Here is a 26947-nt window from a genome sequence, read left to right as displayed (position 1 = left end):
ACTTGACAGTTTTACTCAAGCTTCGTAAGCAGGTGCTGTAAATTTTCACGCGTTCAGCCAAGCGTTGCAGCACCGCTGTGAATACGCTGCCAGATGCACCACATACACACGTATGTCGGCTACTTTGGTGGACCTTAGGCTTGGACCTTTTTTTTCTTTCATCTGCACAGAAACCGAACCTGACAAAACGATTGTTAGCGCACGCTCCCAACAGTATCAAACGTATCCTTTCAGCTGTCGGTGTCTTGACATTAAGCCTGTTCGCTGCATCAGCACAGGAAGCCAGTGTTCCCCCAACAGCGCCCATTGTTGATCTACAAACCGCTGCGCCTACAGGGCAATTTTTGCCAAACGAAGCAGATGCCTTTTCGGAAGTATTGCCAGCACAAGTCTCTCTGAATCCTGCGCTGGATCTGAGAGGTATTATAGAGACATCTTATCAAACTGCACTTGATTTCCTGCAAAACGGTGGTCCGTCGATCTGGGCAATTGGCGCGCTTTCTGTGATCACGCTGACACTGATCCTATGGAAAATTTGGCGGCTTGCGTTGATCGGAGCCTGGGCAGGGGGCGCTGTAGGTAAGGCTGTGTATGCCTTCGAAACCGGTGACATTGCAGCTGCTTTGGCTGGAGTGCAGGGCCGCAAATCTGTGCGATCAAAAGTGGTTGTCACTGCAATCACCGCGATAACGTCATTACCTGAAGAGCATGCTCGAGAAGAAACCGCGCGCGTAGCCAAGCGGCATCTATCGTCAGCCGGCATCGGCCTAGGCGCGCTGGAATTGATAGCGACCATAGCGCCCTTGTTGGGACTCTTGGGCACTGTTCTGGGCATGATCGCTGCGTTTCAGGCGTTGCAAACCGCCGGATCACGTGCCGATCCCGCATTGCTGGCCGGTGGTATTTGGGAGGCGTTGTTGACCACAGCCGCAGGCATGGCCGTAGCAATCCCTGCCTCAGCCGCGTTGACCTGGTTTGAATCCATCATCGCGCGGCTGCAACGTGATCTAGAAGATAGCATATCCCGGCTGTTTGTCGCGCAACCGCCGGGGTCATCAGCCAAACAGATGGCCGCAGAATGAAGCTTGGGCTGGAAGATCAACCTAGGTCGAGGCGCAAGCCCAGCCTGACACCTATGATCGACGTTGTATTCCTTTTATTGGTGTTTTTCATGCTTGCCTCTCGGTTTGGCACCGAAGCAGTGCTGGATCTGCCTCTTGCAGGTAACGGGGGGCAATACAATGGGCCGCCAAGGCTGGTTACGATTTCATCGCAGGGGGTAAAGATCAACAACACTCCTGTTTCGCTAAAAGACTTGCCTGTCTCTCTTGGCGCTTTGATGCAGGCCCCAACCGATCTGGTTATCTTGCGCGGAGACGAAGGAGCAAACGTGCAGCAGATCATTGACGTGACTGGCGTGTTACATCGCGCAGGTTTGACATCATTTGTATTGGTTGAATGAGCCGCTAAATGGATCTGTCCCAACCGCAAAAACGTCCCCGCTCAGAGTCAATCGTGCCGATGATCAATGTCGTCTTTTTGTTGTTGATCTTTTTTCTTATGACATCGAACCTGGCTCAACCCGAACCGTTTGAGGTAACCCCGCCTCACGCAGATCTGGGCGGCGAAGCCAAGGCCGAACCGGTCCTGTTTATTGATGCTACGGGTCATATGCATTTTGACGGCGCCGAAGGAGAGGTGATCTTTGCACTCTTAGCTTTGCCTGCCCACGAAAGTCGCACCATTCAACTGCGCGCAGACAGCAAACTTGAGGCAAAACAGCTTGCAGGCATATTGAAACAGCTTGCAGCGGTGGGTCTCAGTCGGGTCGAACTTGTGGTGCAGCCCAAATGATGCGTTGGATAGAATTTCTTCTTTTTTCTGGTCTCGCGGTTGCATTGCATTTGGTTGCATTTGTCTCCGTTCCACCCACTGGCGCGGTTGCCAGCGGCACCGGAGGTGATGCGATGGTCGCAATCAAAGCGGCGGACGCCACCATTGCTGAACTGGTGGAGACCTGGCAACGCCCACCGCAGCCGCCTTTGATCGACACGCCGCCGCTAAAGACCCCAGTCTTCCAAGCGGCTGCGCCTGAAATGACTCAATTTGAGATCGCCGCGGCCCCAAAGGCTGCGGTGCAAATTGTGCAGGCTCTTCCACCAATCCCAACGCAACCGCCGCAAGTCGACACAACGCCGCCTCCACCTCCGTTCCCAAAGCCGGAACCAGAGCTTAAAGTGGAACTCAATCCGCCAAAACCTCCGCAAAAAACAGAAAAGATCCAAGCCAAAGCCCGCAAAGCGGAGCTTACAACGGCTGGTCAGGCCCAGCGACGCGCCGCAGGGTCAGGTGGCGGTGTACAGGCTGGTACGTCGGGCGGGGCAGCCACCGCCACCACTGACGCGGGTCGCGAAGCAAAGCTGATGAATGTGTGGCTCAGCAAGATCCGATCGCGCATCGTTCGCCGTCAGCGGTATCCATCTGACACGTCAGGAAATGGGCGTGTTCTGATGCGTCTGTCCATTGCCAACACGGGGCAATTGCTCAGCTATCGCATCATCAAACCATCAGGGAACGTTAATCTGGATCAAGCGGCACTAAAGGCTGTGCAGCGGGCTGGAAAATTTCCACGCGCGCCCAAAGGCCTGACGGACGCCTTTGTAACCTTCAACATGCCGCTACATTTTAAACACTAACCCGCGGTTGAAGTGGCCCTGCTTTTTCGGACAGTTTTGCGGCTAAGCTAAGATGCATCCGGGTTAGGTTTCATGCCGCTTGTTTCATCTGTATCGCGCCAAAGTATGCGTCGTTAGGCGTTTGTTTATCAAGTGCGGTGTGGGGCCGGTAGGCGTTGTAGAACCCGATCCAGTCGTCGATGACGCGTTTGGCTTGGAAGCCGTCCTGCAAATCGTGCAGATAGACCGCCTCCTGCTTGAGGGACCGCCAGAGCCCTTCGATGAAGATGTTGTCCAAGTACCGACCGCGTCCATCCATTGAGATTTTGATCTTGGCTTCGGTCAGGGTGGTGATCCAGGTCGCCCCGGTGAACTGTGCTCCTTGGTCGCTGTTCATGATCTCTGGCCTGCCGCACTTTTTGATGGCCTCATTCAACTCCTCGACGCAGAAGCTGGCATCGAGCGTATTCGAGAGCCGCCAGGACAGTACCTTGCGCGTCGCCCAATCCATAATTGCCACGAGATACAGGAAACCACGCCGCACTGGAATGTAGGTGATGTCAGTGCACCAGACATGGTTCGGGCGCGTGATTGGCGGCTTCCCGAGCAGATAGAGATAGATCGGGTGCTGTGGGTGTTTCTTGCTGGTGTTGGAGCCCTTGATAGATGAGCTGCGAGCCCATGACCCCCATCAGACGCCGAACCCGGTGTCGGCCCGCGTGGAACCCGGTTCTCAGCAAATATGCGGCGATCTGGCGGCTGCCAAAGAACGGATATTTCGTAAAAACACGGTCGATTTCGTTCATCAACTTCAACGTTTCGGCACCCATCCCGACGGGCGAGTAATACAGCGATGATCGACTGATCTTCAGAAGCTTGCACTGCTTGGTCAAGCTCAGATCGGGGCGATCCCGGTTGATCATGGCTTTACGTTCGGCCGGGCTCATCGCTTCAGCCCTTGTGACAAAAAATCGTTTTCGACCGCCAACTTCCTGATCTTGGCGTGCAGTTCTTTGACTTCGGCTTCGTTATTCTCAACCTTCCTGACCTTGTCAGAAAATACGCCTGTTAGGCCTTTAATCGCTTGTCGCTTCCAAGTCGTTACTTGCGTCGGATGGATCCTATGCTTGGGTGCAATCTCTTGCGCCGTCTTGTCACCACGCAGCGCCTCAAGCGCCACAGTAGCTTTAAACTTGTCCGAAAAACTGCGTCTCTTCGTCATTTGTGTGTCCAGTCGTCAGGGTTGGATACATCTTAGCACGCTGTCCAAATGTGCCGGACCACTTCAGTTGATAGGCGCGCAACTCGTCTGGCGTTGCTGTATCTGGCGAACGCTCAATGAACTCGGCAAAGTACCTCACCGCTCCGATATGAGCCTGCTGGGTCTTCGGCGACATGTCACGAATAGCGGTGTCGTCTTCTCCTCTTTCATGGGATCCTCCTGTCATCAGATTGAGAAACCCAATCGTCAAACAGGTCAGCCAAATTGCAAAATGCGCGCCGTCAGGATCGCCTCAAAACGCCAGCCACAAGCGCCATTGCCGCGAAAGCGCCATTGCCGCGAAAGCGGCTTCGTCCTCCCGCCCAATGTGTTGAAATTGACGTGCCAAGGCTGTAGCGCAAAGACAGTTTTGTTGGTCTGGAAACGCCCGCGCCCACCCTTCGCATCACACTGGAACCTAATCCGAAGGAGACCCTCCCTTCGTTTCTTTCGCGTTTAGCAGCTGCGAACGGCCTGGACGTGGTTTCGTTTTCGAAAGACATGGGCTTTTTCTTCAAACGTGTGTTGAACTTCGAGGAAGCGGCGCTCAAAAGATTGGCAGAAGTTGCAGGCACCAGCGCCGAAGTTTTGGATGAACTGATCTCCTGGACTAGAAGGCCTTCCGGAGACATCCGCACCCAATTTCGAGGAGAGCTGGTTCCCTCCCGCGCATTGCGAAGTCCCTTGGTCCGCGGATGTCCAAGCTGCCTCCTTGACGATCTCAAGTCGGGGCAAGACAGACCTCTGACAGCCCTTACATGCTGCGGCGACTGGCAGCTAAAGGACACCAAGGATTGTGTTGAACATAACGCCCCTTTTATTCCGCTTTGGGAGGAAAAAACACCGTCGAGAAGATGGGATCTTCAGGCCCGATTTTCTGATCTGCTAGGATCGTCAACTCTGACGCAGACAAAACCATTCTGTTCCCATGTTTGGGAATACGACCACTGGCTGCATCAACGCTTACTGATGGGGAACGACGACACATGGTTTCAATCCCACACCATTTTTGCAGCATCCCGTCTCTGCATGCACATCGGACAACAAATCATAATTCACGATATTGCAGAGCCTTTCGGCTCACCGGGCGAAGAACGCCCAGAGGCGATTGGTTTCAACGCCCTCAGAGAAGGACCATCACGCTTACCAGCAGTTCTAAACACGTTGGTCGCAGCTGCGTCCGGCGCAGGGGGCGGTCCGAAGAAGGCCTTTGGCACGCTGTATCCAATGCTGAACCGCGATTACGCAGATGCGGAAGAGTTCGAGGAGTTCCGGTGCGTTTATGCGGTCGTGCATCCTCGACAACTGGCCTCATGCGCCGGGGGATATTGTCCTAGGGCAGGTTATCTAAGAACGAACGCTCCATTCGGTCGTCAGTGCAGCGCAGGAAATCGGCGTTTGGGAAAAGCTGCTGGACAGGGTTTTGACCGAGAAAGGGGCATTATCGCTCTCTGATGGTGCCGAAGTCAAAGGTGATTGAATTCAGCACTGACAGTCCAAAAACAATGTCCTTCGACTGTCTCACCGCAGTCGCCTTCGCCCGCAGCATCGGCTTGCGCCAGAAGGGAGCCTTTATCGCCTTCATTCAGGACGGACACAGCCCCGCCACTCAGGTCGAGCACCCCAATACAAACCAGCTTACCAATATTATGACGGACGAGGACATAGATGCGTTCACGGCACGCTTCACAACGATCACAATTCTGTCTGCGGAAACGGGTCTGCACCGAAACACAGTTCGGCTCGCTCCGAAGATCGCTGGTGTTCAACCCTTCACACAGAACAGCCGGGACTATGGTGGCATCTACTTGCGTGAGGATGCTGTTCAGGCTGTTTCTAAAAAAGTTCTAAATCCAGAGGGTTAGAGCGAGACGCTTGCCGACCTCTGCCATTTTTCTTTTCTAAGTGCCGCCAATCAGAACAAATGCCTTGACAACCACTTGGCACGCTTATGCCCAAAATGGGCACTATTATGCTGTAATGACAACAATTGGACTATGGCGAGCCGTGGAGGACTCGAACCCCCGACCTGAGAATTAGAAGTTCCCTGCTCTAATCCAGCTGAGCTAACGGCCCGCACTTCTAGCGGCTGTATCGGCTAAAAAATATGTCTTGTCAACTTGCTAGCGCCTTTCAGCTATGGAGCACAAAATTATGTTGTTGATGTGCGGTTGGCTTTGTACGGGGCAGGTTGTTTACTTTGATTTCTTTTGGAGGGGCAACGGTAGGAGGATCAAGGCGGCTGTTATTGAAGTACATGTCATGATCCAGCCAAAATACCAGAATTGACCTGCCAGTTTATTGTCACCGAAGCTGGCCGCAAAACCTTGTTTTCCAAATGCTGTAGCTAGGGTGGCGATCCCGATCACAACAAGGCATAGAGCAAAGGGTTTAATTGAGGAACTGATCAAGCACCGTCCCAATGCTCCAGGGCAAACCCCCAATAGCACACCCACCCAAAGCACTTGTGTTGCCCACCACGGATGCGCCCCAAATGTGATCGCAAGATCAAAATACTGAGCGCCCATCGCAATCATAACGACTAAGAGAAGGGCCAAGGTTCTAGGAATACGCCGTGTCTGCATGTTGTTCACTGCCGTCTGCCTCGGTCAATTCTGAACTGTAGCAGGACAATACGTTCCAGTTTCAATGCTGTACAGGCTTACGCTGCTATGCTTGACCCGACTTTTTGATCGTCGATTTCATGACTTCCGAAAAGTTCCAGAGAATCGTCTTTACGGCTGTTGTCATCATAGTCACTCCAATCATCATCAGAGGAAGACCAAGCGTAGAGAGTAACAGTTGTAATGACTGCTGCGGTGGACCCCACAACTGAGTAGCTTGCGAGTGCAACCCAGATTGAAAAATCAAAGCTGATCACGCCCGTAAGTGCGGTGATGCCACCAAATACCATGCCACACAAGATACCAAAAAAAACCATAGTCGATCCTCCACTGGAGACAACATTGTTTGAGTAATACAGCATCGCCCTTAACTTTCTCAAGCATAGGGTTATTTGCCTTTAGTTTAAATTCAACCTAAGGCAGTTGAGCTCAAAGGGGAGCTATGGATGCATGTTCTGAACATTCGTTAAGTGGTCAGGTTGAAGCTTATGCAAGGGCTTGCTTGCGTTCGCTGCGGCTCCACACGCCGTAGATTAATGCAGAGGCAAGCGCGCCCACGATCGGGTAAATTACAATCAAAGACCAAAGAGGGGCGGATAGTATAAGGATACAAGTGCTACCGACGAGACCGCCGGTCAATGCTCCGACCAATGTGCTAATCCAGATCTTTTCCATGCCAGCCTCCTTTGAATGATTGGCTTGTATCTGCCTTGCATTCATTATGTCGTATTCTGAGAGGGAAATGGGGTTCGCAATGGTATTTAGATTACGGAAAAAGGCGTACTCAACAGCCAATGCCTATACCAAGGGATAGGGGGCAAAGCGTTTTAAACGAAAAACGGCCCCACAGGGGACCGCTTGAAAAGATTGCGAAGTCGTGTCTGGAATCAACCGCGATGCGCACCATCTGCAAGTGTTTTTACAAAGTCGAGCACTTCTGAGACGGATTTGCCTGCGCCGATTTGGCTGACAATTGCGCTCCCGACCACTGCACCATCTGCAACCGATGCAATGGTCTCAGCACGTTCAGGCGTTTTGATCCCAAAACCAACGATGACAGGGAGATCTGTCTTGGCTTTGATCCGAGCCACTTCTGGGCCAACATCTGCAGCCTGTGCTTCTGCAGATCCGGTGATGCCATTGATCGAGACGTAATATACGAACCCAGATGTGTTTTGCAGGACGCGGGGCAGCCGGGCATCATCAGTTGTGGGCGTTGCAAGCCGAATAAAGTTCAAACCAGCTTTTTGTGCAGGAATACAAAGCTCGCTGTCTTCCTCTGGGGGCAGATCCACCACAATAAGGCCATCAATTCCTGCCTCTTTGGCATCTTGCAGGAATTTATCTACGCCACGTGAATAGATCGGGTTGTAATAGCCCATCATTACGATCGGGGTGATATTATCGGTTTCGCGAAATCGGCGAGCAAGCTCGAGAGTACGATCCAGAGTCATACCTTGTTCCAGCGCCCGTTGTCCGGCCAGCTGGATGGTTTCACCGTCGGCCATTGGATCGGTAAAGGGCAGGCCCAGCTCGATGATATCGACACCGGCCTTTGGTAAGCCGCAGACGATTTCCAGGGATGTCTCAAAACTCGGATCGCCAGCCATCACATAAGTGACAAAGGCTTTTTTACCGGCTTTGGCAAGTTCTGCGAATTTGGCATCAATACGAGTCATGGGCGGGCCTTTTTCCTTGTTCTGCACTGATGTGCCGAATGTTGCCAAGGAAATCAATCCCGCCCGAAGACGAAGCGCATGGACTGACTATTATAAAGGCTTGTGCCAGCGCAGTGTGATTGCGTTCAAGCCAGGATTGTCGTCTGCAGTCGACGCATTTGATTTGTGGGAAATCGCAAGAGAAATCCCATTGCCACTGCGCAATGTTTTGCCAACACCAATCAGGCTGCGAATTTCAAAAGTAGAGCCCAAGTCATTTTCCGGCTCATTTTCAAAAAAGGCACCAGGCATTACGCTGCCTTCGAGGAACCAATTGTTTTTCAGCTCATACCGTCCTGCCAGTCCACCGCCAATGAACCCATCACCACTGTCAGTCAAAGCGGCAGTTGCGCCCCAGCCTGCGCTTAAAGCGCCACGTTCCCAGAAAGGCGTGTGCAGGTAGTCAAGGCTTACGATTGCACCGTCGTCTGCCTCACCGGCACTGAAATCCGCAAAGCCAGCTCCGAATACCAACGACTGAGCTGAAGCCGTGGAAGGCGCAACCGCGCCAAAGCCTAGGGTGATGGTCACAGCCGCGGCCAAGCACTGAATTTTTGTGAGTTTCATAGACGGTCTCGCTTTTGAGTTAGGTGACTTACATAGTCTTGTGTGACTCGGAACCAATGACGCTGTCGTTTATATGACGGAAGAGTGATCCAATAAAACACCGGCTTTGATACAAGGCTTAGCTAACTGTGGCTCTCTTGCACTCTTGCGCCAGATAGCATTGCTGCCTAGAAGCCCTATCCAAGTGGCATTAGGAGGCCGAGATGGGCTTTAAAATGGGAATCGTGGGCCTGCCGAATGTCGGCAAGTCAACTTTGTTCAACGCATTGACGAAAACCGCCTCTGCACAGGCGGCCAACTTTCCGTTCTGTACGATCGAACCCAATGTGGGTGAAGTTGGAGTGCCGGATGCGCGCTTGGATAAGCTTGCGGCGATTGCACAATCCAAGCAGATCATTCCAACCCGGATGACGTTTGTAGATATCGCGGGTCTCGTAAAAGGGGCATCCAAAGGTGAAGGTCTGGGAAACCAGTTTCTGGCCAACATCCGCGAAACCGATGCGATTGCGCATGTACTGCGGTGTTTTGAAGACGGCGACGTGACACATGTGGATGGCCGTGTCGATCCAGTTGCGGATGCGGAAACCATCGAAACCGAGCTGATGCTTGCGGATCTAGAAAGCATTGAAAAACGCCGCGCAAATTTGGTGCGTAAGCTTAAAGGTAACGACAAAGAAGCCCAGCAGCAGGATCGCCTGCTTGCCGCAGCGCAAGAGATGCTGGAAGATGGCAAGCCCGCGCGCCTGGTTGCGGTTGATGATGACGATGTCAAAGCCTGGAAAATGTTGCAGCTTTTGTCGACCAAACCTGTGCTTTATGTCTGCAACGTTGGCGAAAGCGAAAGTGTTGAAGGCAATGCGCATTCGGCAAAAGTGGCTGAAATGGCGGCGGCGCAGGGCAACAGCCATGTGATCATTTCCGCGCAGATCGAAGAAGAAATCAGCCAGCTTGAAGACGACGAAGCTGCGATGTTCCTTGAGGAAATGGGCCTTGCCGAAGCAGGTCTGGATCGTCTTATCCGCGCAGGCTATGAACTGCTGAAGCTGGAAACTTATTTTACCGTTGGCCCGAAAGAGGCCCGCGCTTGGACAATCCGCAGCGGCACCAGCGCGCCTCAGGCAGCGGGTGTGATCCACGGTGATTTCGAAAAAGGGTTTATCCGCGCAGAAACCATCGCCTATGACGATTACATCACCTGCAATGGTGAAAGCGGCGCCAAAGAGGCGGGTAAAATGCGTGCAGAAGGCAAAGGCTATATCGTACAAGACGGCGATGTTATGCACTTCCTGTTCAATACCTGATCATCTGTAATATTCGGTCAGTTTGCCCCTGCATTCCTTTGAAGTGTGGGGGCTTTTCTTTGTCTTGCGTGATCACAAAGCCTCGGGTAGATTTTGCAGCTTCAAGCGTAAGAGGCCGCAAATGACCAAACTGATTATTGATACAGATCCGGGCATTGATGATGCTATGGCAATTTTTTATGCCGCTGCAGCGCCCGAAATTGAATTGCTGGGGCTGACCACGATTTTTGGCAACGTCACGACCCAAGTTGCAACACGAAACGCATTGCGTTTGCTGGAAATTGCCGGGGTTGAAGCGCCGGTTGCGGAGGGGGCACATAAGCCGCTGAACCTGCCGCCCTTTCCGCCGTCCGCAAATGTGCACGGGGAAGAGGGGTTTGGCGACATTCCGGCAGCAGAGCCCAAAGGCAAAGCTTTGTCAGAAGAGGCCGCAGATTTTCTGATCCGCATGGCGCGCGATCATAAAGGAGAGCTGGTGGTGTGCCCAATTGGGCCATTGACCAATATTGCAATTGCGATGCAGCGCGATCCCGAATTTGTCAAAAACGTCAAAGCCATTGTGGTGATGGGGGGATCACTGGAAGAGGGTGGCAATATCACCCCACACGCAGAGGCCAACATCTATCATGATCCGCATGCGGCAGATATTGTCTGCACGGCCGGGGATAAACTGGTTCTGGTCGGGCTTGACGTCACCCATCGTATTTTGTGCACACCAGAAGACTTTGTGGAGATTGCTGCAAATGCACCGAAATTGGGGGGCATGCTGCAGGAAATGTCGCATTTCTACATTAAGTTCTATCGCGAGGTTGCGGGTCTTAATGGGTGTTCCCTGCATGATCCTGCAGCGGTGATCGCCTGCACCCATCCCGATTTGTTTGAAACCCGGGCCGTTCCTATGACGGTTTCCTGCGAAGGTGAGACATCTGGCGCAACATTGGCAAACCCAGAAAGCGGGCGCGACCCCGTTAATGTTTGCATGCGTGTGCAGGCGGATGCGGTGAAGTCCCTCTTCCTTCAGCGTCTCGCCACGCTGGCATAATTCAAGCTTATTTCAGGCTCCTTTGGCGCATATTTGCCAGGAGGGGCCTGAACATGGGGCTAAGGTTTAGCAGCAGACAGCAAGATAGGGTCCCCATGCGGAGTCGCGGCTGCGGCGGCGTGCCAGTCGGCTTTGCGTTGCGCAAGATCTGCTTCAGAAGACAGGCTTTTTGCTGTAACAATACGTTCGAGAGCGTGTAACCAATGCTGGTAATAGTCCCGTTCTTCGCCAGAGTGGATTTCATGGGAAAGCGCCTCGGCCCATTCCTGCCAGCTGAATGCGCCGTTTTGGTGAAGATTTACAGCCATTGCAAAAGCTTGTGCTTCCCATGGCGCCGTGAATACGGGCTCATCATCCGCAAGGGTGATACCGGGCAGGGCGATTAAATCCAAATCGGTCACTGTGTAGCCCTCAAATATGGTTCCCATAAATCAAGGGAGACTGTGTCGTGCGGATTGCCCTGGCGCCCCCAAAGCTCTTGCGCAGAAAACGTGACTTTATAAAGCCACTGGGGGTTCTCTCCCTCACCATGAGCGCTGCTGTCAGGAAAGACATGAAACCCGTGTACTTTAACAATCTTTCCGGATTTGCCTCTCGCATATCTTGCCATGCGGGTATGGGTTACGGGGTGATCATTTATCGTTTGGACCATATCGCCAACCGCAAAGACAGGTGTCCCCTCTTCTGGCCGGTTGGCCGGTCCACCTGCATTCAAAACAGCTGCGACATCTTTTGCTGCAAGCTTTCGGGCAACTTCAACTGGTGGGATTAGGGCTTTTGCCGTTTCTAGCTCGCCGTCAGAAATCATCCCACGTTCTTTAAGCAGGCGTACAGCTGCGTCTAGCCATATCGAATAGTAATCTGCGCTCAGATACTCCGCCGTTGGCATGGTTTCACGCGCATAGCGCGACATATCAAGGTTCCATTTGCCGCAGGCACCAAGTGCGACCACCATGCCCAAGACCCGGGCTTCCCATGGGGCGTGGAACAGGGGCTCATTTTCTTCTTGGACAACCGGACCAAAGCCCATCATCCCCCCAAGATCAGCGCCACCATTCATGACAATGCCTCCGCGGTTCGTGCAAAACCGGTGCCGATCATTGAATTGCGTGTCACAAGCTTTGCGAGCTGCTTTTCGCTCCAGCCTTCTGTGCCTGCAGGGCGTTGTGGGATGACCAGATAGCGCACCTCTGAGGTGGAATCGTGGACTTCAACCTTGGTTGTTTCGGGAAGGGTGATGCCAAAATCATTCAAAACCCCCCGTGGGTCAATCACAGCGCGTGATCGAAAGGGGGGTGATTTATACCAGGTGGGGGGCAATCCCAGAACGGACCACGGGTAACAGGAACACAGTGTGCAGACGACCAGATGATGTGTGTCATCTGAATTAAACACCGCATCAATATGTTCCCCCTGGCGCGACGTATAGCCGAGGGAATGGATCGCGGCAGTTGAATCCTCTTCCAACCACTTGCGAAAGTCGGCATCCACCCAGGATTTTGCAACCACATGCGCCCCGTTTTGTGGGCCAATCTTTGTTTCGTAGGTCTGAACAATTTCATCAACTGCTGCGCTGTCGATATACCCTTTCTCGCTCAAAAGGCTCTCTAAGGCGCGAACACGCGCTTCGGTTTCCGTCAAATGTGAGTGGTCGTGAGAGTGTGGGGCCATCTGAGTTTTACCTGTTTGCTTGAAGAGCGAGGGGGATCCTCACGAGGTCTGTAAAATTTATAAGGCAGATCAGCTTGTTCGCAAGCGCGCATCCTTGGTGGGGCTGATGTCTATAGGTCAGATCATGCATTTTGGTTTGGATGGGTTGCAGCATCTAAGATCTCGCGTGCAGTCGTGATCAAAGCCCTATCATGCCCCATGGGGGCCAATAGGCTGATCCCAAAGGGGGCCCCATGGACGTGGCCAAGTGGAAGCGTGATCTGAGGCATTTTTGACAAGCCAGAAAGGCACAAAAGTCGTAACATTGCGGTGCGAAACTTATTCAATTCTGGGGCAATGGTGGAACGCAAAGGTGCACAGCTGGGCACCGTTGGTAAAAGCAATACACCATCAGACCCTAGAAGATCCGCCAAAATGTGTCCGATGTCTGCTCTTCTTGTTGTCGCTTTTTGAACGTCAGTCGTTGAAATCTTGGCTCCAAAATCAAACCGTTCCTGTATGGCTGTTTCAAGATCAGGTTTGTTTTCCAAAACCCAAGGTCCGAGCGCTTGCGCCGCTTCATATCCTTGAATGATTTTAAAAGCTTCGGCAGCATTCTCAAAGAAACCATCTGGCAGAGAATGTGTCGTATTGGCCGTGAAATAAGCTTTGACTGCTTTTGAGGCTTCGGCAAAGGCGTTTCGCTCTGCCTCACCCGCTAAGAGATCTGCAATATTTTCGACGCAAATCAGGCGTGATAGCGGTTTTGAAGCCTTCTGCTTTGCTAACAATATATCTGCGACTGTTGCGTAAGTTCGAATATCCTTGGCGTACCAACCGAAAACGTCGAAACTTGGCGCTAACGGCATCGTATCTTTTAGGGACAACACTCCATGGCTGGGCCGTAGGCCGACCAACCCACAAAAAGATGCAGGCGCCCTAACAGATCCAGCGGTATCTGATGCGGTTGCAATGTCAACTGCGCCGCCCGCAACCAAAGCGGCCGAGCCGGAAGACGACCCCCCAGTTAGCCTTTCGGGCGCGCGCGTATTGATTGGCGCACCGTAGTGCTTGTTTATGCCCATTAAGGAATAACACAATTCTTCGCATTGGCTTTTGCCTAGGCAGGCCGCCCCGGCATCAATCAGTTTTTGAACCTCAATATGCGTCTTTTGCTCAATGCCTGCTTTGGTAAGCCGGGTCGGCTGGCCCCAGCCGCTTGGATATCCAGCGACAGGAAAGATATCTTTGACTGCCAGTGTCTTGCCCGACAGTGGTCCTTTGGGAGCCGGTTCCGGTTTGACTTGGGGATAGTGGCACCAAGCGTTTAACGGATCGGTCATATCTGCATCAAGATGCATCAAAAAATTCCATATATAGAATCTAATTCTTTATACAGAACATTTTTAATATCGGGCTGTCAATAACGCGCGCGTGCAACCCTGTTCATTGCTTTTCAGCTCCCGTAGTTTGCGAGAGTAGTGGCTCGCTTATTTGTAACTATCGAAAATCGGTCAGGAGTTTTGAACCTGTGACACAGACCTCTCCCAAAACTGCAGCCCCCGCTTTGACGCGCGGGATGAAAATTCTGGAGCTATTGGCATCGCAGGATACGCCGCAGCGTCTGACCCAAATCTCTGAACACCTTGGGATAGCGATGAGCACCGCCCACACTCTGTGCGGCGCGCTGGTTGAGGCGGGCTATGTCGAGAAAAGCGACCAAAACACCTACCAATTGTCGTTGAAAATCTTGGGATTGGCGCGGTCTAAAATAGCGACTTATGATATCGTGCCGCATTTTTATGATTTGTGCGATCAACTGCCCGTCATTCGCCAAAATGGGGCAACTCTCTCTGTTCTGGATGGTCCAGATGTCTGTTTCATTGCCGCGCGAAACAATCCGCAACCTCTTGGGGTCACTTATCGCCCTGGAATGACTTTGCCTGCTTGTTGCACTGCCAGCGGGCGCGCAATGTTGGCGGCGTGTTCGGATGATGATGTTTGCACACTGTACCCAGAAGATTTGCCGCAGGTGACTTCGGCAAATCTGAAATCGCGCGCTGATCTTCTCAAAGTGCTGCAACAGGTACGCGAAAACGGGTACTCAGATGAAATCGCGGGTACCCGGCCTCATATGCATTCATATGGAGCAGCAGTTACGACATCCCTTGGTCGTACAATCGCTGGCGTCGCTATTGTGATGTATGATGGTGATGTCACCCCAAAAGCAGAAACAGAGGCAATTGCTGCTGTCCAAACCCTTGGACATCGCCTAAGCGCTTTTGCTGATTTTGTGATTTAAGCACTATGGAATTCCATTTCCTTGGTTGAACCGCATTTTGAAAGGGAAAATGCGCGGTTTCCGCTCATGCGTCCGGATCAGGGCTATTTCTCGTATCTCACAAATTGAATAGCCTGCTCATAGGAGGTTTGCGTGAAACTTTGGAGCAGTGAGCACAGACTAAGTGTGGTACGCCGGTATTTGCTGGGCAGTTTGGTCGCTGCGCTGATCCCACTTGCATTGGTTGCGGGCTTGTATGATCGCTACAGCGCGGATCTTCTCGATAATATTACGACCAATCGGTTTGATTTCGAACTGAACGAGACCAGTGCGAAAGTTGTGAACTTTGTCGAAGTGCAGATCAATTTGCTGAAAAATATAGCAAATTTACCGGACACAACCGTTTTTTTTACGGGTGATGCAGACGGCGAAATCTCTCAACTCCTTGAAGATCTTCTACTGCTTGAAACCGAGAGCCCTGATATCTACGCGATTGAACTTGCGGATTTAGATGGCAATGTTTTGCAAACAATCCCCCGCACAGATGTGCACACACGCCCATCTAACCACAACATACTTCCGCTGATCTTCTACGAAGGCGTTGAAATCTTGGGCCCAGTGTTGCCCGAGCAGGGACTGCCAGGGTGGTATTCGATGCGTATTCCAGTTTTCGTCGATCAGCAGAAAATTGGTTTTATCGGCTTGCGTGCCCGTCTGGCGTCCTTGACGGAACTCGCTTCGCCTTTGTTAGACATAAACGCCTATGAACCCCATGTCGTCGTCTTTGATCGTATTCATGTAACAACGGTTGGGACACAGGCCGCGCCTGGCAAGGTGATCGCACAATCCGGGCATATGATACCTGGATGGAAAATCCGCATGGTGCAGGGGCGTGATATCTATCAAGCGCCCAAAACAAATATCCGCTATCTCTTGCTTGTCGCGGCGGTTTTGTCGGCTATCGGGCTTATTTTTCTGTTCTTGCAGATGTCTGAGCGACTGACGCGTTATCTTAAGCCGCTCAGCTTGGGCGCGCGAGAGATTGCAAATGGCAACTTTTCGGTCGAAATTCCAGAAGACGCGCCGGGAGAACTGGGCATGCTGGCCCGATCTTACAACCGTATGCGTGATCAGTTGAGCACGCTTATAGATTCACGTGTTGATGTCGAACGGCGCGCGGCTTTGGGGAATATGGCAGCGGGAATTGCTCATGAAATCCGCAATCCTTTGACGACGGTTTCAACTGCGGTGCATGGGTTGAAGCGGAGCGAACCGAATTCCGAGCGTAGGATTATGCTGGAAACCATCTCGTCCGAGATCTTACGCGTGGATCAGAAAATCCAAGAGCTTCTGGATTACGCGCGCCCGCGCTTCCCTGAATTGCAGGTGTTGCTGCTGGTGCCTATGTTGAAATCGATTGAAACACTGATCGCATCAACAGCCCATGCAGCAGGTATTACAGTGAATGTGGTTGGTGACAGCAGTCTGAGTGTAAAAGCGGACGAAGCGCATCTACGCCAAATTCTGCTAAATCTAACCTTGAATGCACTACAGGCTACACCTGTTGGCGGCCATGTGAATCTGCGCGCCTATCGCGACGAGGGCCACGCAATTCTGATTGTCGCGGATGATGGAAGGGGCATGTCACAGAAAGAGCTCTCTAAGATTTTGCGCCCATTTTACACCACGCGCGAGGATGGATCTGGTCTTGGCCTTTCGGTCACCAAACAACTGGTCGAAGCCAATGGCGGGCAGATAGAGTTTGAAAGCGAACAAGGTGTTGGCACAACTATATCCGTTTCGCTTCCGGTTCATGACCATCAAGGCGAAAGGGGGAGATGTTGATGAAAGTGCTTATCATTGATGATGAGATCAAACTCACCCAATCGCTTTCCTTTGCGCTCAAACATGCAGATATTGATTGTATTGAGGCTCATGACGGGTTCACGGGATGCCAATTGGTGGCCAATAAAAGCCCAGATATCGTCTTGTTGGATGTGCGGATGCCCGGGCGGTCTGGGCTTGAAGTTCTTGAATGGTTAGCGGAAGCCCATAGTGAGATCCCAGTGATCATGATGTCGGCATTGGATGACACTAAGGATGCCGTGACAGCCATGAAAATGGGTGCGATTGATTACATCTCTAAACCCTTTGATGTGGATGAGCTGATCCAGCTGCTCCACAAGACAAACCGCCAACATCAAGAAGAGACAGATCTCAAATCTTTGAACACGCGGTACACCAGCGATACGACGTTTATCGGCAACAGTTTGATCATTCGAAACTTACGCAGCAAAATTGATCGCGTCGTTGAAGCAAAAGCAAACAACATTTTGCTCACTGGGGAAACCGGTGTGGGCAAGGGGGTGGTTGCGCGGCAATTGCATATAAAATCTTTCGGAGAGGACGCACCTTTTGTAGAAATTAACTGTGCAACGTTGCCAGAACGCCAGATTGAAGCAGAGCTCTTTGGGGCCAACAAAGGTGCAATTCCAGGTGCGGTGACACGCCATCGCGGTTTCGTTGAAATCGCAAGTGGCGGGACGCTCTTCTTGAATGAGATTAGCGAGATGCCTTTGTCAGTCCAGTCACGGCTCTTGAGCTTTCTTGAGACACGGACCTACCGTCCGGTTGGCAGTGTGCGAGAATACCAATCCGACATTCGTGTTGTCGCAGCCACGAACACCAAACTTGAAGAGGCTGTCGCACAAAAAGTGTTTCGCGAAGATCTTTACTTCCGACTCAATCAAATCCCGATCGAGATTCCGCCGCTGAGAGATCGCGAGGGGGATATCGAGACTTTGGCGCTTTATTTTGCGCAAGCGATTAAAGAAAACGGAAGTGCGCGTTTGTTGAGTTTTGATAAATCTGCGCTTGACGTGCTCAGAGATTATGATTGGCCAGGTAACGTCCGCGAACTGCGCAATCTGGTAGAGCGTTTGGCAATCTTAAAACAGGGTGGGGTGATCAATGCAGCCCAGTTGCCAACCGAAGTGCGAAACCCAAAAACCAGCACTCCGGTCACCATCGTTGAGGCGATGGATGATGTTGAACGCGGCTTGATTGAGGATGCGCTTCTGAAATCTGGAGGCCGCAAGGCCTTTGCCGCAGAACGCCTGGGTATCTCGCGCCATGCCTTGAAACGCAAAATGCAGCGATTGGGCCTTTCATGATGCGGATTTTATATTTGCATGCGATGTTTTTCGTTTACCTGGCACTAGCGTGTTTTATGTATCGGCCCGCTTTGGCCCAGGCGGTTGCACCGGTTGTTAAGATCGGTTGTCTCTATCCGACAACGGGGCCTGCAGGCCTTCACGGTCGTGACAGTGTTGTGGCCATTCAAATGGCTTTGGATAAGTTGAATACCGCTGCATCAGAGGATACGCCACAATTTGAAGTGCTGATCGGAGATACTCGCTCACGCTCTTTGCGGTCGTTGCAAATCACCCGGCAGTTTATTCACGAGGATCGTGTTGATTTCCTCTGTGGGGTGGTTAGCTCGGATATCGCGCGCTTGGTTGCGCTTGAAGCGGCACGCGCGGATATGTTTTTTATTGGCACGGGTCATGCCTCCCCGTCGCTTATCTCACATGATCGCAATGCGTATTATTTCCGCGTGAACAATGGCTCCAGACAATCCATGCTGGCGGGTGCACGCTATATCAAGGATACATTTGTGGACCAAGAAAGGCCCCTTAAAATTGGGTTTTTGGGTCCAGACTATGAATTAGGCTATCAAATCTGGCGCGACCTTAGATCTTTTTTGAAACAGCAAGATGTCGCGTTTGAAGTGGTTGGAGAGTATTGGCCAAAACTGTTCGAAACTGATTACAATGTCTACATCCGTCATCTGTTGCAGGATGAGGCAGATTTGATTGTAAACGCGCAATGGGGGCTCGATTTTGTAGCCTTCGTGCGACAGGCGAAACAGCTTGGATTGTTGGATCAGACACAATTGGCCAATTTTGACAGTGCTGCTGATTTTGGCGTCTTGTCTTTTCTCGGGACCGATATGCCCGAAGGTCTCATCCTGTCTGCGCGTCATCATGTGAACTGGCCGGATACGCCTGGTAATAAGGCCTTTGTTCAAGAATTCTTTGAACGGGCAGGGCGTTATCCCGGTTTTGCCGCCGAAGGCGCCTATTCAGGTATTCTTGCCATTGCAAAGGCGGTCGAGACCGCAGGTGGTGTCGATGATAAACAAAAACTGAGGCAAAGCTTTGAGACGCTGAACCTTAAACTTCCGGAAGATCCCGACGGTTTTACCTCCTTTATGGATCCGGTCTCTCATCAGTTGATGCAGGTGCAAGCAATTGGCATTACCCGACGCGATACCACATTCGCACCAGCGACAACCTCGCTTGGAGATTGGAAAGTCTACATGCCTCCCGCACATTGGCCTTATTTGTCTATTGAAAGTTCGGATGAGCGATAGGCGCTCTTGTTCGTTGCGAGTTTGAGCGGTTTCCGATCATCGCTGTTTGCCAGCGCCGTTTTCGTGATGAAGAGGCTTGAATACCCTGCCTGATATTGAAGCGACTTCCATAAAAGCGAAAGTTGCACATGTAGGGAGATATGTACCTATGAAGACGAAATATTCACTGATGGCCTCTGCCGCGCTGTCTGCGCTTGTTGGTACAAGCGCATTTGCACCAGCTGTACAGGCGGATGATGCGACGTTCAAAATTGGCGTTGTGACGTTCCTTTCTGGTGGCGCATCCGGTCCTTTCGGTATCCCGGGCCGAAACGCTGCTGAAGTGGTGATCGAAGCCATCAACGCAGGCACAATGCCTGCCCCATATGATACTGCGGGTATTGGGGGCGCGATGATCGAACAGGTCGTCATTGACGAGAATTCAAAACAGAAGGTAGCTGATTACCAAAAGCTGGTTGACAAGGATGAAGTCGACGCGGTCGTTGGATACGCTTCATCGGGAAGCTGTAAAGCGATTGCGCCTGAGGCGGAAAAGCTGAAGCAGCTTACTGTCTTTGCGATTTGCGGGACACCACAGATCTTTGAAGAGATCGTGACCGAACCAGAATACCTGTTCCGCTCCATGAGCCACGCGACAATGGATAATGTTGGAGCTGCGCGCTACGTTCTGGACACCACGCCTGAATTGAAAACGATTGGCGGCATAAACCAGAACTATGCATGGGGACAAGATTCCTGGAGAGATTTCTCTGAAACCATTGCTGCCCTCAAATCAAGCGTAGAAGTCGATAGCGAGCAGTTTCCCAAGATCTTTGCAGGTCAATACGGATCAGAGATTTCCGCTTTGCTAAGCGCAAAAGTTGATGTTGTGCATTCCAGTTTCTGGGGTGGTGATCTCGAAGCGATGATCATTCAGGGCGCCGGTCGCGGCCTGTTTGATCGCAGCCAAATGGTGCTGACCTCTTCTGATACGGCAATCCCGCGTCTTGGTGCGCAAATTCCAAACGGAACAATTATCGGCGCGCGTGGATTTAACGGTCCATATGCTCCTGATACCGAGCTCGCAAACTGGTTTGAACAAGCCTACTTTGATCGCTTTGGTGTTGCGCCTGTTAGCCCATCCTACCAAATGGCCCAGTCCATCATGGCGCTAAAGGCTGCCGCAGATAAAGCGCAGTCTTCTGATCCCGATGCCATCCGCGCAGCTTTGGCCGGTCTAACATTTGAATCCGCATCCGGTGAGGTATCCATGTCTTTGTCCGATGGACATCAGGCGGCTACTGGTATTGCTTACGGAACCTATGAATTTGATGCCTCAACCGGCAAAGGGTCCGTCAAAAACGTACGCAGCTATGCGGCGGGTTGTGTGAACCCACCAGTTGGTGTCACGTCTGGCGAGTGGATCAAAGGTGGGTTTGACGGCGCCACCTGCGAATAAACTGTCCCAAAAACTGAGGGGTGCGTGGTGGCACGCATCCCCAAACCAATGAGAGCCGAGCGTGCTGACCTTCGTGCACTCGCGCCCTCTCTTGGATCGTGGCTTTGGTTAAAAGCCATCCAATTTACTACGACTAAAGGAGTTGACCATGCAAACCGCCGTCGCGATTTCCGTGGATGGTCTGGGCTTTGCCGCATGGCTGTTTTTGTCTTCGGTAGGCCTGACTCTCATCTACGGAGTGATGAGAATTCTAAACATCGCCCATGGGGGCTTTTATGCACTCGGGGCTTATTCCTCGGCTTGGGCTATTGGGCTTTTTGTGAATTCTGGGGGCGCAGTTGTCTATTCGTTCCTGCTTATTCCTCTGGCAGCACTTCTGGCTGGGGCCATCGCCGGGCTGTTGGTTGAACGGGGAATACTGCGATACATGTATGGCCGTGATGAAGTGCTGATGGTGCTGGTCACCTATGCGATTTTCCTGATCCTTGAAGATGCAACCAAGTTGATCTGGGGAACAGAATCTTACGTGGCGTGGCAACCTGCTTTTCACTTTGGAACCATCAATGTGATGGACATCCCGTATACGGTCTACAAATTTATCATTATGGCGGTTGCACTGGCTGTTGGCGCAGCGCTGTTTCTGGTTTTGAACAAAACCCGCGTTGGTAAGCTATTGCTTGTCGTGATCGAGGATCGCGAAATCAGCGGTGCTTTGGGGATTAATGTGACCCTGTTTTTCACCGTGACCTTTGTGGTTGGTGCAATTCTCGGCGCGCTTGGAGGCGCCATTTCTGCTCCTGAAATTTCTGTCCTGCCAGGCATTGGTGCTGAAATCATCGTGTTGTCTTTTGCGGTCATCGTGATCGGCGGCATGGGGTCCATCGGCGGTGCAATGCTGGGTGCATTGATCGTTGGATTTGCACGGGCACTCTCAGTCCATCTCTATCCACCAGCCGAACTGTTTTCGATCTACCTCGTCATGGCTGCTGTTCTCGCCGTGAAGCCTTATGGTCTCTTTGCGCTCGCAGAAAGTAGAAAAATATGAACATCAAAATGGACCGTACCGAGACGGGATTGCTACTGGCTTTGCCGTTGCTGATCCTGATCGCCTTTGTCTTGCCCAAATGGGTTGTGAATTACGTTCAGGTCTCTTTGGGAACAGGGTTGGTTGCGCTGGGCGTTATGATTCAGATGCGGGCGGGGCTCGTGTCGTTTGGACAAGGGCTGTATTTTTGCGTAGGCGGATATGCGGCGGGTATGCTGGCAAAGTTCCTTGGGATCTCGGATCTGTTCCTGCTCTTGGCTGCAGGCATTCTGGCTGCGTTGATCGTGGCAGGTATTGCAGGGTTTTTGCTGCGCCGTTACCGCGAGATCTTCTTTGCGATGTTGACACTTGCGATTTCCATGATCCTTTTTGGGCTTTTGTCCAGTACCGAGGAACTGGGCAGTACAGATGGATTTAATCTGCCAAGCGCAACATATCTGGGGTGGGCGCCGGAGGGAGAGACAGGCCGCCTTACCCTTTATACCTTTACTGCTTTGGTGGTGGTGGTTTGTGCTATCTTGTTGAATCGTTTCTTGAAAAGCCCTGTTGGCTATATCAATGAAGCTATCCGTGAAAATGAGGTGCGCGTTGAATATCTTGGCACATCAGCGCATCATGCGGTTCATATCACCTATGTTTTGGCCGCTGTCGTATCCTCAATTGGTGGCGTGCTCTGGGCGCTTGCCTTGGGACATGTCGACCCTGAAATGACCAATTGGACCACATCTGGCCAGTTTGTTTTCATCTCCATCTTGTCCGGCACAGGAAACATAGCAGCGCCTTTGATCGGAACTTTCCTACTGGAAATTCTACGAGTTTATGCTGTCGAGATTTCGCCGAACACTTGGCAGATGATCTTGGGCTCGGTGATGCTGCTGACCATACTCTATCTGCCCAAAGGGCTATGGTCGCTGTTAACCACTCGAAAATCCACGAAACCATCAGACGACAGTGCTGATAAGATCTCGGTAGGGGACTGATATGGCTGTGTTGTTAGAGACGCGCAATCTGGAGCGCACGTTTGGGGCAGTTTACGCCGCCAAAGATGTAAATATAAAAATCGAAGCAGGTGAGGTTCTTGGTGTTATTGGGTCGAACGGGGCCGGCAAAACAACCTTTGTGAATATGGTCACAGGCTATCTGAAGCCAACCGCAGGTGAGATCCTTTACAAAGGTGAGGAAATCACCGGAACGCCCACGCGTGACATTACACGTCTTGGGATTTGTAGATCTTTTCAGATCCCACAGCTGTTCCCAGAATTGCCTGTGATCGAAAACATGCTGATCGCTTTGACCGTTGCACAGCAAACGCGGCCAGTTCTGTTTCGCCCCGCGATTAACGAGAGCTTGAAAGAGCAAGCAATGGAACTCTTGCGGCGCTTCAAGATTGATCACCACGCCGAACAAGAAATCCAGACGCTGGCGCAAGGGGTACGTAAGCTTGTCGATATCGCCATGGCGACGGTTGCCAACCCAGATCTGTTGTTTCTGGACGAACCTACAAGTGGGGTCAGCGCGGATGAAAAGATGGGCTTCATGAAAGTGCTGATCGATGCGTTGAAAGAGACCAGAACCGCTGTGCTCTTTATCGAGCATGACATGGAAATCATCGAAAGGTTCTCTCCGCGGTGTGTGGCTTTTTATGAAGGCACCATTTTGGCAGATGGCCCGACCGAAGAGGTGCTCGAGAACAAAGAGGTCCGCGAGTTTGTCATTGGCAGTGAGTTTCACCGCTCTGGGAATGCCGCTTCCACTGCGGCAAGCGTACAGGAGGTTTAAAAATGCTGAAAGTCCAAGACGTAGATCTCTCCATTCAGCGGGTGCCAATTCTCCACCAAGTGAGCCTTGAGATCGCGGCAGGCACAACCTGTGGATTGATTGGCCGCAATGGTGCAGGCAAGACCACATTGATCCGTGCAATCATGGGGGCGCTTTCCGTGGATGCAGGCAGCATTTATTTTGGCGAACATGCGTTGCACAGTGCAAAGATCCATGAGCGTGCCGGACAAGGGATCGGATATCTGCCTGAAGATCGCCGATTGGTTCCACATTTCACGGTGGAAGAAAACATCATGGTGTCCCTATGGGCCAATAAGATTACAGATTTGACCCGTCTCAAATGGGTGTATGATCTGATGCCAGAAATCGGTCGATTTGCCGATCGTAAAGCGATGACGCTCAGTGGAGGCCAGCAAAAACTTGTGGCGCTGGCAAGGGCGATGGTTGCGGGAACCGATCTTTTGATCCTTGATGAACCCTTTGAAGGGGTTGCACCCGCGCTTGCCGCACGCCTGATGGAGGTCATCGCAGACCTGCGGTCAGAAAACCTGACGGTTCTTGTGTCTGAGTCTGACTATACGCATTCGCAGAAAGTGGTCGACAAAGTCTACGCGATTGAGCGGGGGCACATAAGCTTGATGGAGATGACGAACGAGGTCAGCGCATCATCTTAGTTCGCGGCGTAGCGCTCCATGTAAAGCGTATCATGGGAAGCTTACTTAACTGCGCACCGCATTGAAGACATTCCTTTAATGCGGTGCGCTTGGTGTAGGTTTGAAATCTATGTTTCAAGCGTTTTTAACAAGGCTCGGAAGGTTTTCCGCGCCTGGCCGGGATGGCGGACTTTTTTAACCGAAGCTAGATTAGAGAGATCGTCACCCACTACAATTAATCCGACCATGCCCCATTCATAATGCGGCACGCAAATGTGCCCATAGATGCCCGGCACAGTAAACGTGATGGTTAGATTCTCGTCTACGGCTCCATTCCAAGGGTCTGCCCCATCGGGGATCATGCCGCGTTTGGAGGCTGAATTATGGCCCGCATCCGTGGGGACAAAGGTTACACTGTCCCCGACGTTGACGCGCAGTATCGCGGGTTCAAAAACATTGGGTGTATTGTCTTCACCACAGGCGGCATTCAACATCAGAATACTGTGTTGGTTCTCTTGGGCAACCGGAGCGGGGCAGGCCCATGCGGCTGTGCCAACACCCGCCAGCGCGGACATGGATAGGAAAAAATTACGACGCGTATGCATGAACCAGCAAATCCTTTCGGGGCCCGACCAAGAGTTCGACATCTACGTCGTAAACTTCAGCAATCTTCGGGCTGTTTAAAACCTCTTCTGGTGTGCCTTGGGTTTGGATCACACCATTGCCGATCAGGATCAGGTGATCCGCGTAGCGTGCGGCTAGGTTGAGATCGTGTAGGGCCACCATACCGATGGCATCCCGGTCGCGTATTGCGGCCCGGATGCGCCCCAAGACGTCCAACTGATGACGCAGGTCTAAGGCTGATGTGGGTTCGTCAAATAAATAAACATCAGACTGGCGCACAAGCGCCTGCACCACAGATACCATCTGGGATTGCCCGCCAGACAATTCACTCACATAGGCTTCAGCCAAATGGCCAATGCCACCTGCGCTAAGCGCATGTGCGACGGCGGCCGTATCTGCACTGTTGACCCGCCAGCCACGCAGCTGTTTTTGCGCCATCATCACCACATCAAACACTGTAAGCGCAGCATTGGCTGCAAAGAACTGGGGCATGAAGCAGATCTGCTTCAGTCGAGCCTGAGCGGACAAAGTTGCAAGATCAAGCCCCCCCAATGTGATTTGACCGGTTGAGGGTTTCAAAAGCCCTGCAATGGATTTGAAAAGTGTGGATTTCCCAGCAGCATTAGGGCCTATCAGGGCCGTTAACTGCCCGGGTTGCAGGGCATCAAATGTGACATCACGCAGGATGGCGCGCGATCCATAGGAAAAGGACAGGTTGGAGACCGTTAAACCGTTCATTGCCAGTGCCTTTTACGTTGACCAAGGATCAATACGATGAAGAACGGGATGCCGATCAGCGAGGTGATCATACCGATGGGGTAGACGATGCCCGGCGTGATCGCTTTGGAGGCTATGGATGTACCAGAGAGGATCAACGCGCCTGCAAGGGCCGACAGAGGCAGAAAGCCACGCTGATCTTCGCCCACGATCATACGCGCTATATGTGGCCCCACCAGACCTACAAAAGCAATCGCACCTACAAAAGACACAGCAACCGCCGACAGTAAGGAAACGCCTGCCAGTACCGTCAAACGCAGAGCGGACACGTTCACGCCAAGTGCCGCCGCTTTTTCTTCGCCCATGCGCAGGGCAGTCAGCGCCCAGGATTTATAGATGAAATAGGGCAGCACCAGTCCCAGAACTGCCAGGCAGATGCCAACCTTTTCCCAAGTGGCACGCGCCAAAGAACCCATTTGCCAGAATACCAATTGCGCCAGCTGAATTTCCGATGCACCATACTGTAGGAACGCCAGTAATGCGTTGAATGTAAACAACATGGCGATACCAACAAGGATCATTGCTTCGGGCGAGACCCCGCGTAGGCGGGTGAAGGCAAACAGAGCCATCGAGGTGGCCATCGCGACAACAAATGCATTCATCGTGACAAATAGTGCGCCGACACCCGGAATGACTGACCAGCCCATCACAATAGCCAAAGCTGCGCCAAAGCTGGCGGCTGATGACAATCCCAATGTGAAGGGATCTGCCAGGGGATTGTTCAAAATGGTCTGCATCTCAGCCCCGGCTACGCCCAGCATCGCGCCGACGGCGACCGCCATCAAGGCAACCGGCAAGCGCAAATCCCAGATGATAACCCCTTCTTTTGGGGTTGCGATTGACGGGTCAAGAATGACCTGCAGCGTGCGCCAAAAGCTGAGATCCGCTGGACCAGTAATGACGTCGATAACAACAATGCACACGAGCAGGACAGCCGCAACGCCGACAAGTGCCATTCGGCGCAGGCTCCGTGTTCTATAGCCCGCTGTTAGGGCGTCAACAGCTGGTGCGTGGGTGGAATAATCAGTCATGAGGTTCTCTGAAAAGCCCTGCGGCCCAAATCGGGCCGCAGGTGGG

Annotated in this window: 30 protein-coding genes, 1 tRNA gene and 1 pseudogene; 17 read left to right on the top strand and 15 right to left on the bottom strand. The window is 52.1% G+C overall.

Features of this window, described 5'->3' with window-relative positions:
• Positions 1-140: 140 nt before the first annotated feature.
• Genes BLP79_RS10375 through BLP79_RS10360 form a run of 4 tightly spaced genes read left to right on the top strand, consistent with a single transcriptional unit; the run spans position 141 to position 2696 of the window.
• Positions 141-1082: a MotA/TolQ/ExbB proton channel family protein gene (locus BLP79_RS10375; protein ID WP_244516069.1), complete on the top strand. Its 942-nt coding sequence runs from the start codon at positions 141-143 to the stop codon at positions 1080-1082.
• On the top strand, positions 1079-1462 hold the full coding sequence (locus BLP79_RS10370) for an ExbD/TolR family protein (protein WP_090218705.1): 384 nt from the start codon (positions 1079-1081) through the stop codon (positions 1460-1462). The genes BLP79_RS10375 and BLP79_RS10370 overlap by 4 nt, the downstream gene beginning before the upstream one ends.
• Positions 1463-1470: 8 nt before the next feature.
• A complete protein-coding gene (locus BLP79_RS10365; RefSeq protein ID WP_090218703.1) occupies positions 1471-1854 on the top strand; it encodes an ExbD/TolR family protein in 384 nt (127 codons plus the stop codon).
• Positions 1851-2696: an energy transducer TonB gene (locus BLP79_RS10360; protein WP_090218701.1), complete on the top strand. Its 846-nt coding sequence runs from the start codon at positions 1851-1853 to the stop codon at positions 2694-2696. The genes BLP79_RS10365 and BLP79_RS10360 overlap by 4 nt, the downstream gene beginning before the upstream one ends.
• A 70-nt stretch (positions 2697-2766) precedes the next feature.
• Here the strand turns inward: BLP79_RS10360 and BLP79_RS10355 are convergent.
• Both BLP79_RS10355 and BLP79_RS19955 read right to left on the bottom strand, forming a co-directional pair.
• Positions 2767-3897: pseudogene (locus BLP79_RS10355) on the bottom strand (IS3 family transposase).
• Positions 3863-4123: a phage integrase N-terminal SAM-like domain-containing protein gene (locus BLP79_RS19955; protein ID WP_139163195.1), complete on the bottom strand. Its 261-nt coding sequence runs from the start codon at positions 4121-4123 to the stop codon at positions 3863-3865. Before BLP79_RS19955 ends, BLP79_RS10355 begins: the two are co-directional and overlap by 35 nt.
• Before the next feature lie 191 nt (positions 4124-4314).
• Here BLP79_RS19955 and BLP79_RS10345 point away from each other — a divergent pair, with 191 nt between their 5' ends.
• Both BLP79_RS10345 and BLP79_RS10340 read left to right on the top strand, forming a co-directional pair.
• Positions 4315-5391 carry a TniQ family protein gene (locus BLP79_RS10345; RefSeq protein WP_090218700.1) on the top strand — a complete coding sequence of 359 codons (1077 nt, stop codon included), beginning with the start codon at positions 4315-4317 and terminating at the stop codon, positions 5389-5391.
• Between the two features lie 17 nt (positions 5392-5408).
• Entirely contained in the window at positions 5409-5801 is a 393-nt protein-coding gene (locus BLP79_RS10340) for a hypothetical protein (RefSeq protein ID WP_139163194.1), read from the top strand.
• Between the two features lie 133 nt (positions 5802-5934).
• Here BLP79_RS10340 and BLP79_RS10335 read toward each other — a convergent pair.
• The 6 genes from BLP79_RS10335 to BLP79_RS10310 form a co-directional block, all read right to left on the bottom strand.
• A tRNA-Arg gene (locus BLP79_RS10335) sits at positions 5935-6012 on the bottom strand.
• A gap of 119 nt (positions 6013-6131) precedes the next feature.
• Entirely contained in the window at positions 6132-6530 is a 399-nt protein-coding gene (locus BLP79_RS10330) for a hypothetical protein (protein ID WP_139163193.1), read from the bottom strand.
• Positions 6531-6598: 68 nt separating this feature from the next.
• Positions 6599-6877, bottom strand: a complete 279-nt coding sequence (locus tag BLP79_RS10325) for a hypothetical protein (protein ID WP_090218693.1) — start codon at positions 6875-6877, stop codon at positions 6599-6601.
• A 169-nt stretch (positions 6878-7046) separates the two neighbouring features.
• Positions 7047-7235, bottom strand: a complete 189-nt coding sequence (locus BLP79_RS10320; RefSeq protein ID WP_139163192.1) for a hypothetical protein — start codon at positions 7233-7235, stop codon at positions 7047-7049.
• Between the two features lie 212 nt (positions 7236-7447).
• Positions 7448-8239, bottom strand: a complete 792-nt coding sequence (gene trpA / locus BLP79_RS10315) for a tryptophan synthase subunit alpha (protein WP_090218689.1) — start codon at positions 8237-8239, stop codon at positions 7448-7450.
• Between the two features lie 90 nt (positions 8240-8329).
• Entirely contained in the window at positions 8330-8845 is a 516-nt protein-coding gene (locus BLP79_RS10310; RefSeq protein WP_090218688.1) for an acyloxyacyl hydrolase, read from the bottom strand.
• Between the two features lie 203 nt (positions 8846-9048).
• On the opposite strand from BLP79_RS10310, the gene ychF reads away from it, so the two are divergent.
• Positions 9049-10146 carry a redox-regulated ATPase YchF gene (ychF, locus tag BLP79_RS10305; protein ID WP_090218686.1) on the top strand — a complete coding sequence of 366 codons (1098 nt, stop codon included), beginning with the start codon at positions 9049-9051 and terminating at the stop codon, positions 10144-10146.
• 121 nt (positions 10147-10267) lie between these two features.
• Positions 10268-11188 (top strand): nucleoside hydrolase, encoded by a 921-nt coding sequence (locus tag BLP79_RS10300; RefSeq protein WP_090218684.1) that lies wholly within the window; start codon positions 10268-10270, stop codon positions 11186-11188.
• Between the two features lie 59 nt (positions 11189-11247).
• Here BLP79_RS10300 and BLP79_RS10295 read toward each other — a convergent pair whose 3' ends face one another.
• The 4 genes from BLP79_RS10295 to BLP79_RS10280 form a co-directional block, all read right to left on the bottom strand.
• Positions 11248-11589 carry a nitrile hydratase accessory protein gene (locus BLP79_RS10295; protein ID WP_090218682.1) on the bottom strand — a complete coding sequence of 114 codons (342 nt, stop codon included), beginning with the start codon at positions 11587-11589 and terminating at the stop codon, positions 11248-11250.
• Complete coding sequence (gene nthB, locus BLP79_RS10290) at positions 11586-12248, bottom strand: nitrile hydratase subunit beta (protein WP_090218681.1); 663 nt, start codon at positions 12246-12248, stop codon at positions 11586-11588. Before nthB ends, BLP79_RS10295 begins: the two co-directional genes overlap by 4 nt.
• Positions 12245-12859, bottom strand: coding sequence for a nitrile hydratase subunit alpha (gene nthA, locus BLP79_RS10285; RefSeq protein WP_090218679.1), 615 nt, complete (start codon positions 12857-12859; stop codon positions 12245-12247). Before nthA ends, nthB begins: the two co-directional genes overlap by 4 nt.
• 122 nt (positions 12860-12981) lie before the next feature.
• Positions 12982-14199, bottom strand: coding sequence for an amidase (locus BLP79_RS10280; protein WP_090218677.1), 1218 nt, complete (start codon positions 14197-14199; stop codon positions 12982-12984).
• Between the two features lie 170 nt (positions 14200-14369).
• Between BLP79_RS10280 and BLP79_RS19830 the strand changes: the two genes are divergently transcribed.
• The 9 genes from BLP79_RS19830 (at position 14370) to BLP79_RS10230 (ending at position 24490) form a co-directional block, all read left to right on the top strand.
• Complete coding sequence (locus tag BLP79_RS19830; protein WP_198511965.1) at positions 14370-15140, top strand: IclR family transcriptional regulator; 771 nt, start codon at positions 14370-14372, stop codon at positions 15138-15140.
• 132 nt (positions 15141-15272) lie between these two features.
• Positions 15273-16964 (top strand): sensor histidine kinase, encoded by a 1692-nt coding sequence (locus BLP79_RS10265; protein ID WP_139163191.1) that lies wholly within the window; start codon positions 15273-15275, stop codon positions 16962-16964.
• Positions 16964-18292, top strand: coding sequence for a sigma-54-dependent transcriptional regulator (locus BLP79_RS10260; protein WP_170830482.1), 1329 nt, complete (start codon positions 16964-16966; stop codon positions 18290-18292). Before BLP79_RS10265 ends, BLP79_RS10260 begins: the two co-directional genes overlap by 1 nt.
• Before the next feature lie 56 nt (positions 18293-18348).
• Complete coding sequence (locus BLP79_RS10255) at positions 18349-19554, top strand: ABC transporter substrate-binding protein (protein ID WP_157843929.1); 1206 nt, start codon at positions 18349-18351, stop codon at positions 19552-19554.
• A 148-nt stretch (positions 19555-19702) separates the two neighbouring features.
• Positions 19703-20992, top strand: a complete 1290-nt coding sequence (locus tag BLP79_RS10250; RefSeq protein WP_090218669.1) for an ABC transporter substrate-binding protein — start codon at positions 19703-19705, stop codon at positions 20990-20992.
• Between the two features lie 148 nt (positions 20993-21140).
• Positions 21141-22037 carry a branched-chain amino acid ABC transporter permease gene (locus BLP79_RS10245; RefSeq protein WP_090218666.1) on the top strand — a complete coding sequence of 299 codons (897 nt, stop codon included), beginning with the start codon at positions 21141-21143 and terminating at the stop codon, positions 22035-22037.
• Positions 22034-23017 carry a branched-chain amino acid ABC transporter permease gene (locus tag BLP79_RS10240; protein ID WP_090218664.1) on the top strand — a complete coding sequence of 328 codons (984 nt, stop codon included), beginning with the start codon at positions 22034-22036 and terminating at the stop codon, positions 23015-23017. Before BLP79_RS10245 ends, BLP79_RS10240 begins: the two co-directional genes overlap by 4 nt.
• Position 23018: 1 nt before the next feature.
• Positions 23019-23816, top strand: coding sequence for an ABC transporter ATP-binding protein (locus BLP79_RS10235; RefSeq protein WP_090218662.1), 798 nt, complete (start codon positions 23019-23021; stop codon positions 23814-23816).
• A gap of 2 nt (positions 23817-23818) precedes the next feature.
• Positions 23819-24490, top strand: a complete 672-nt coding sequence (locus BLP79_RS10230) for an ABC transporter ATP-binding protein (RefSeq protein ID WP_090218660.1) — start codon at positions 23819-23821, stop codon at positions 24488-24490.
• 107 nt (positions 24491-24597) lie between these two features.
• Here the strand turns inward: BLP79_RS10230 and BLP79_RS10225 are convergent, their stop codons facing one another.
• Genes BLP79_RS10225 through BLP79_RS10215 form a run of 3 tightly spaced genes read right to left on the bottom strand, consistent with a single transcriptional unit; the run spans position 24598 to position 26901 of the window.
• Positions 24598-25074 (bottom strand): pseudoazurin, encoded by a 477-nt coding sequence (locus BLP79_RS10225; protein ID WP_232716166.1) that lies wholly within the window; start codon positions 25072-25074, stop codon positions 24598-24600.
• Complete coding sequence (locus BLP79_RS10220; protein WP_090218658.1) at positions 25058-25831, bottom strand: ABC transporter ATP-binding protein; 774 nt, start codon at positions 25829-25831, stop codon at positions 25058-25060. The genes BLP79_RS10225 and BLP79_RS10220 overlap by 17 nt, the downstream gene beginning before the upstream one ends.
• Positions 25828-26901: a FecCD family ABC transporter permease gene (locus BLP79_RS10215; protein WP_090218657.1), complete on the bottom strand. Its 1074-nt coding sequence runs from the start codon at positions 26899-26901 to the stop codon at positions 25828-25830. The genes BLP79_RS10220 and BLP79_RS10215 overlap by 4 nt, the downstream gene beginning before the upstream one ends.
• Positions 26902-26947 lie beyond the last annotated feature (46 nt).

The organism is Epibacterium ulvae (genome assembly GCF_900102795.1).
GTDB classification, from domain to species: domain Bacteria; phylum Pseudomonadota; class Alphaproteobacteria; order Rhodobacterales; family Rhodobacteraceae; genus Epibacterium; species Epibacterium ulvae.
This window is presented reverse-complemented; position numbering and strand designations above follow the sequence as displayed.

Excerpts from the sequence above, each read along its gene's own strand:
- BLP79_RS10300 (WP_090218684.1), top strand. The coding sequence starts at position 10,268 with ATGACCAAACTGATTATTGATACAGATCCGGGCATTGATGATGCTATG.
- BLP79_RS10235 (WP_090218662.1), top strand. The coding sequence starts at position 23,019 with ATGGCTGTGTTGTTAGAGACGCGCAATCTGGAGCGCACGTTTGGGGCA.
- BLP79_RS19955 (WP_139163195.1), bottom strand. The coding sequence starts at position 4,123 with ATGACAGGAGGATCCCATGAAAGAGGAGAAGACGACACCGCTATTCGT.
- BLP79_RS10370 (WP_090218705.1), top strand. The coding sequence starts at position 1,079 with ATGAAGCTTGGGCTGGAAGATCAACCTAGGTCGAGGCGCAAGCCCAGC.
- BLP79_RS10260 (WP_170830482.1), top strand. The coding sequence starts at position 16,964 with ATGAAAGTGCTTATCATTGATGATGAGATCAAACTCACCCAATCGCTT.
- BLP79_RS10225 (WP_232716166.1), bottom strand. The coding sequence starts at position 25,074 with ATGCATACGCGTCGTAATTTTTTCCTATCCATGTCCGCGCTGGCGGGT.
- BLP79_RS10320 (WP_139163192.1), bottom strand. The coding sequence starts at position 7,235 with ATGGAAAAGATCTGGATTAGCACATTGGTCGGAGCATTGACCGGCGGT.
- BLP79_RS10215 (WP_090218657.1), bottom strand. The coding sequence starts at position 26,901 with ATGACTGATTATTCCACCCACGCACCAGCTGTTGACGCCCTAACAGCG.
- BLP79_RS10220 (WP_090218658.1), bottom strand. The coding sequence starts at position 25,831 with ATGAACGGTTTAACGGTCTCCAACCTGTCCTTTTCCTATGGATCGCGC.
- BLP79_RS10365 (WP_090218703.1), top strand. The coding sequence starts at position 1,471 with ATGGATCTGTCCCAACCGCAAAAACGTCCCCGCTCAGAGTCAATCGTG.
- ychF (WP_090218686.1), top strand. The coding sequence starts at position 9,049 with ATGGGCTTTAAAATGGGAATCGTGGGCCTGCCGAATGTCGGCAAGTCA.
- BLP79_RS10310 (WP_090218688.1), bottom strand. The coding sequence starts at position 8,845 with ATGAAACTCACAAAAATTCAGTGCTTGGCCGCGGCTGTGACCATCACC.
- BLP79_RS10255 (WP_157843929.1), top strand. The coding sequence starts at position 18,349 with ATGTATCGGCCCGCTTTGGCCCAGGCGGTTGCACCGGTTGTTAAGATC.
- BLP79_RS10280 (WP_090218677.1), bottom strand. The coding sequence starts at position 14,199 with ATGCATCTTGATGCAGATATGACCGATCCGTTAAACGCTTGGTGCCAC.
- nthA (WP_090218679.1), bottom strand. The coding sequence starts at position 12,859 with ATGGCCCCACACTCTCACGACCACTCACATTTGACGGAAACCGAAGCG.
- BLP79_RS10360 (WP_090218701.1), top strand. The coding sequence starts at position 1,851 with ATGATGCGTTGGATAGAATTTCTTCTTTTTTCTGGTCTCGCGGTTGCA.
- BLP79_RS10240 (WP_090218664.1), top strand. The coding sequence starts at position 22,034 with ATGAACATCAAAATGGACCGTACCGAGACGGGATTGCTACTGGCTTTG.
- BLP79_RS10250 (WP_090218669.1), top strand. The coding sequence starts at position 19,703 with ATGAAGACGAAATATTCACTGATGGCCTCTGCCGCGCTGTCTGCGCTT.
- BLP79_RS10325 (WP_090218693.1), bottom strand. The coding sequence starts at position 6,877 with ATGGTTTTTTTTGGTATCTTGTGTGGCATGGTATTTGGTGGCATCACC.
- trpA (WP_090218689.1), bottom strand. The coding sequence starts at position 8,239 with ATGACTCGTATTGATGCCAAATTCGCAGAACTTGCCAAAGCCGGTAAA.
- BLP79_RS10230 (WP_090218660.1), top strand. The coding sequence starts at position 23,819 with ATGCTGAAAGTCCAAGACGTAGATCTCTCCATTCAGCGGGTGCCAATT.
- BLP79_RS10245 (WP_090218666.1), top strand. The coding sequence starts at position 21,141 with ATGCAAACCGCCGTCGCGATTTCCGTGGATGGTCTGGGCTTTGCCGCA.
- nthB (WP_090218681.1), bottom strand. The coding sequence starts at position 12,248 with ATGAATGGTGGCGCTGATCTTGGGGGGATGATGGGCTTTGGTCCGGTT.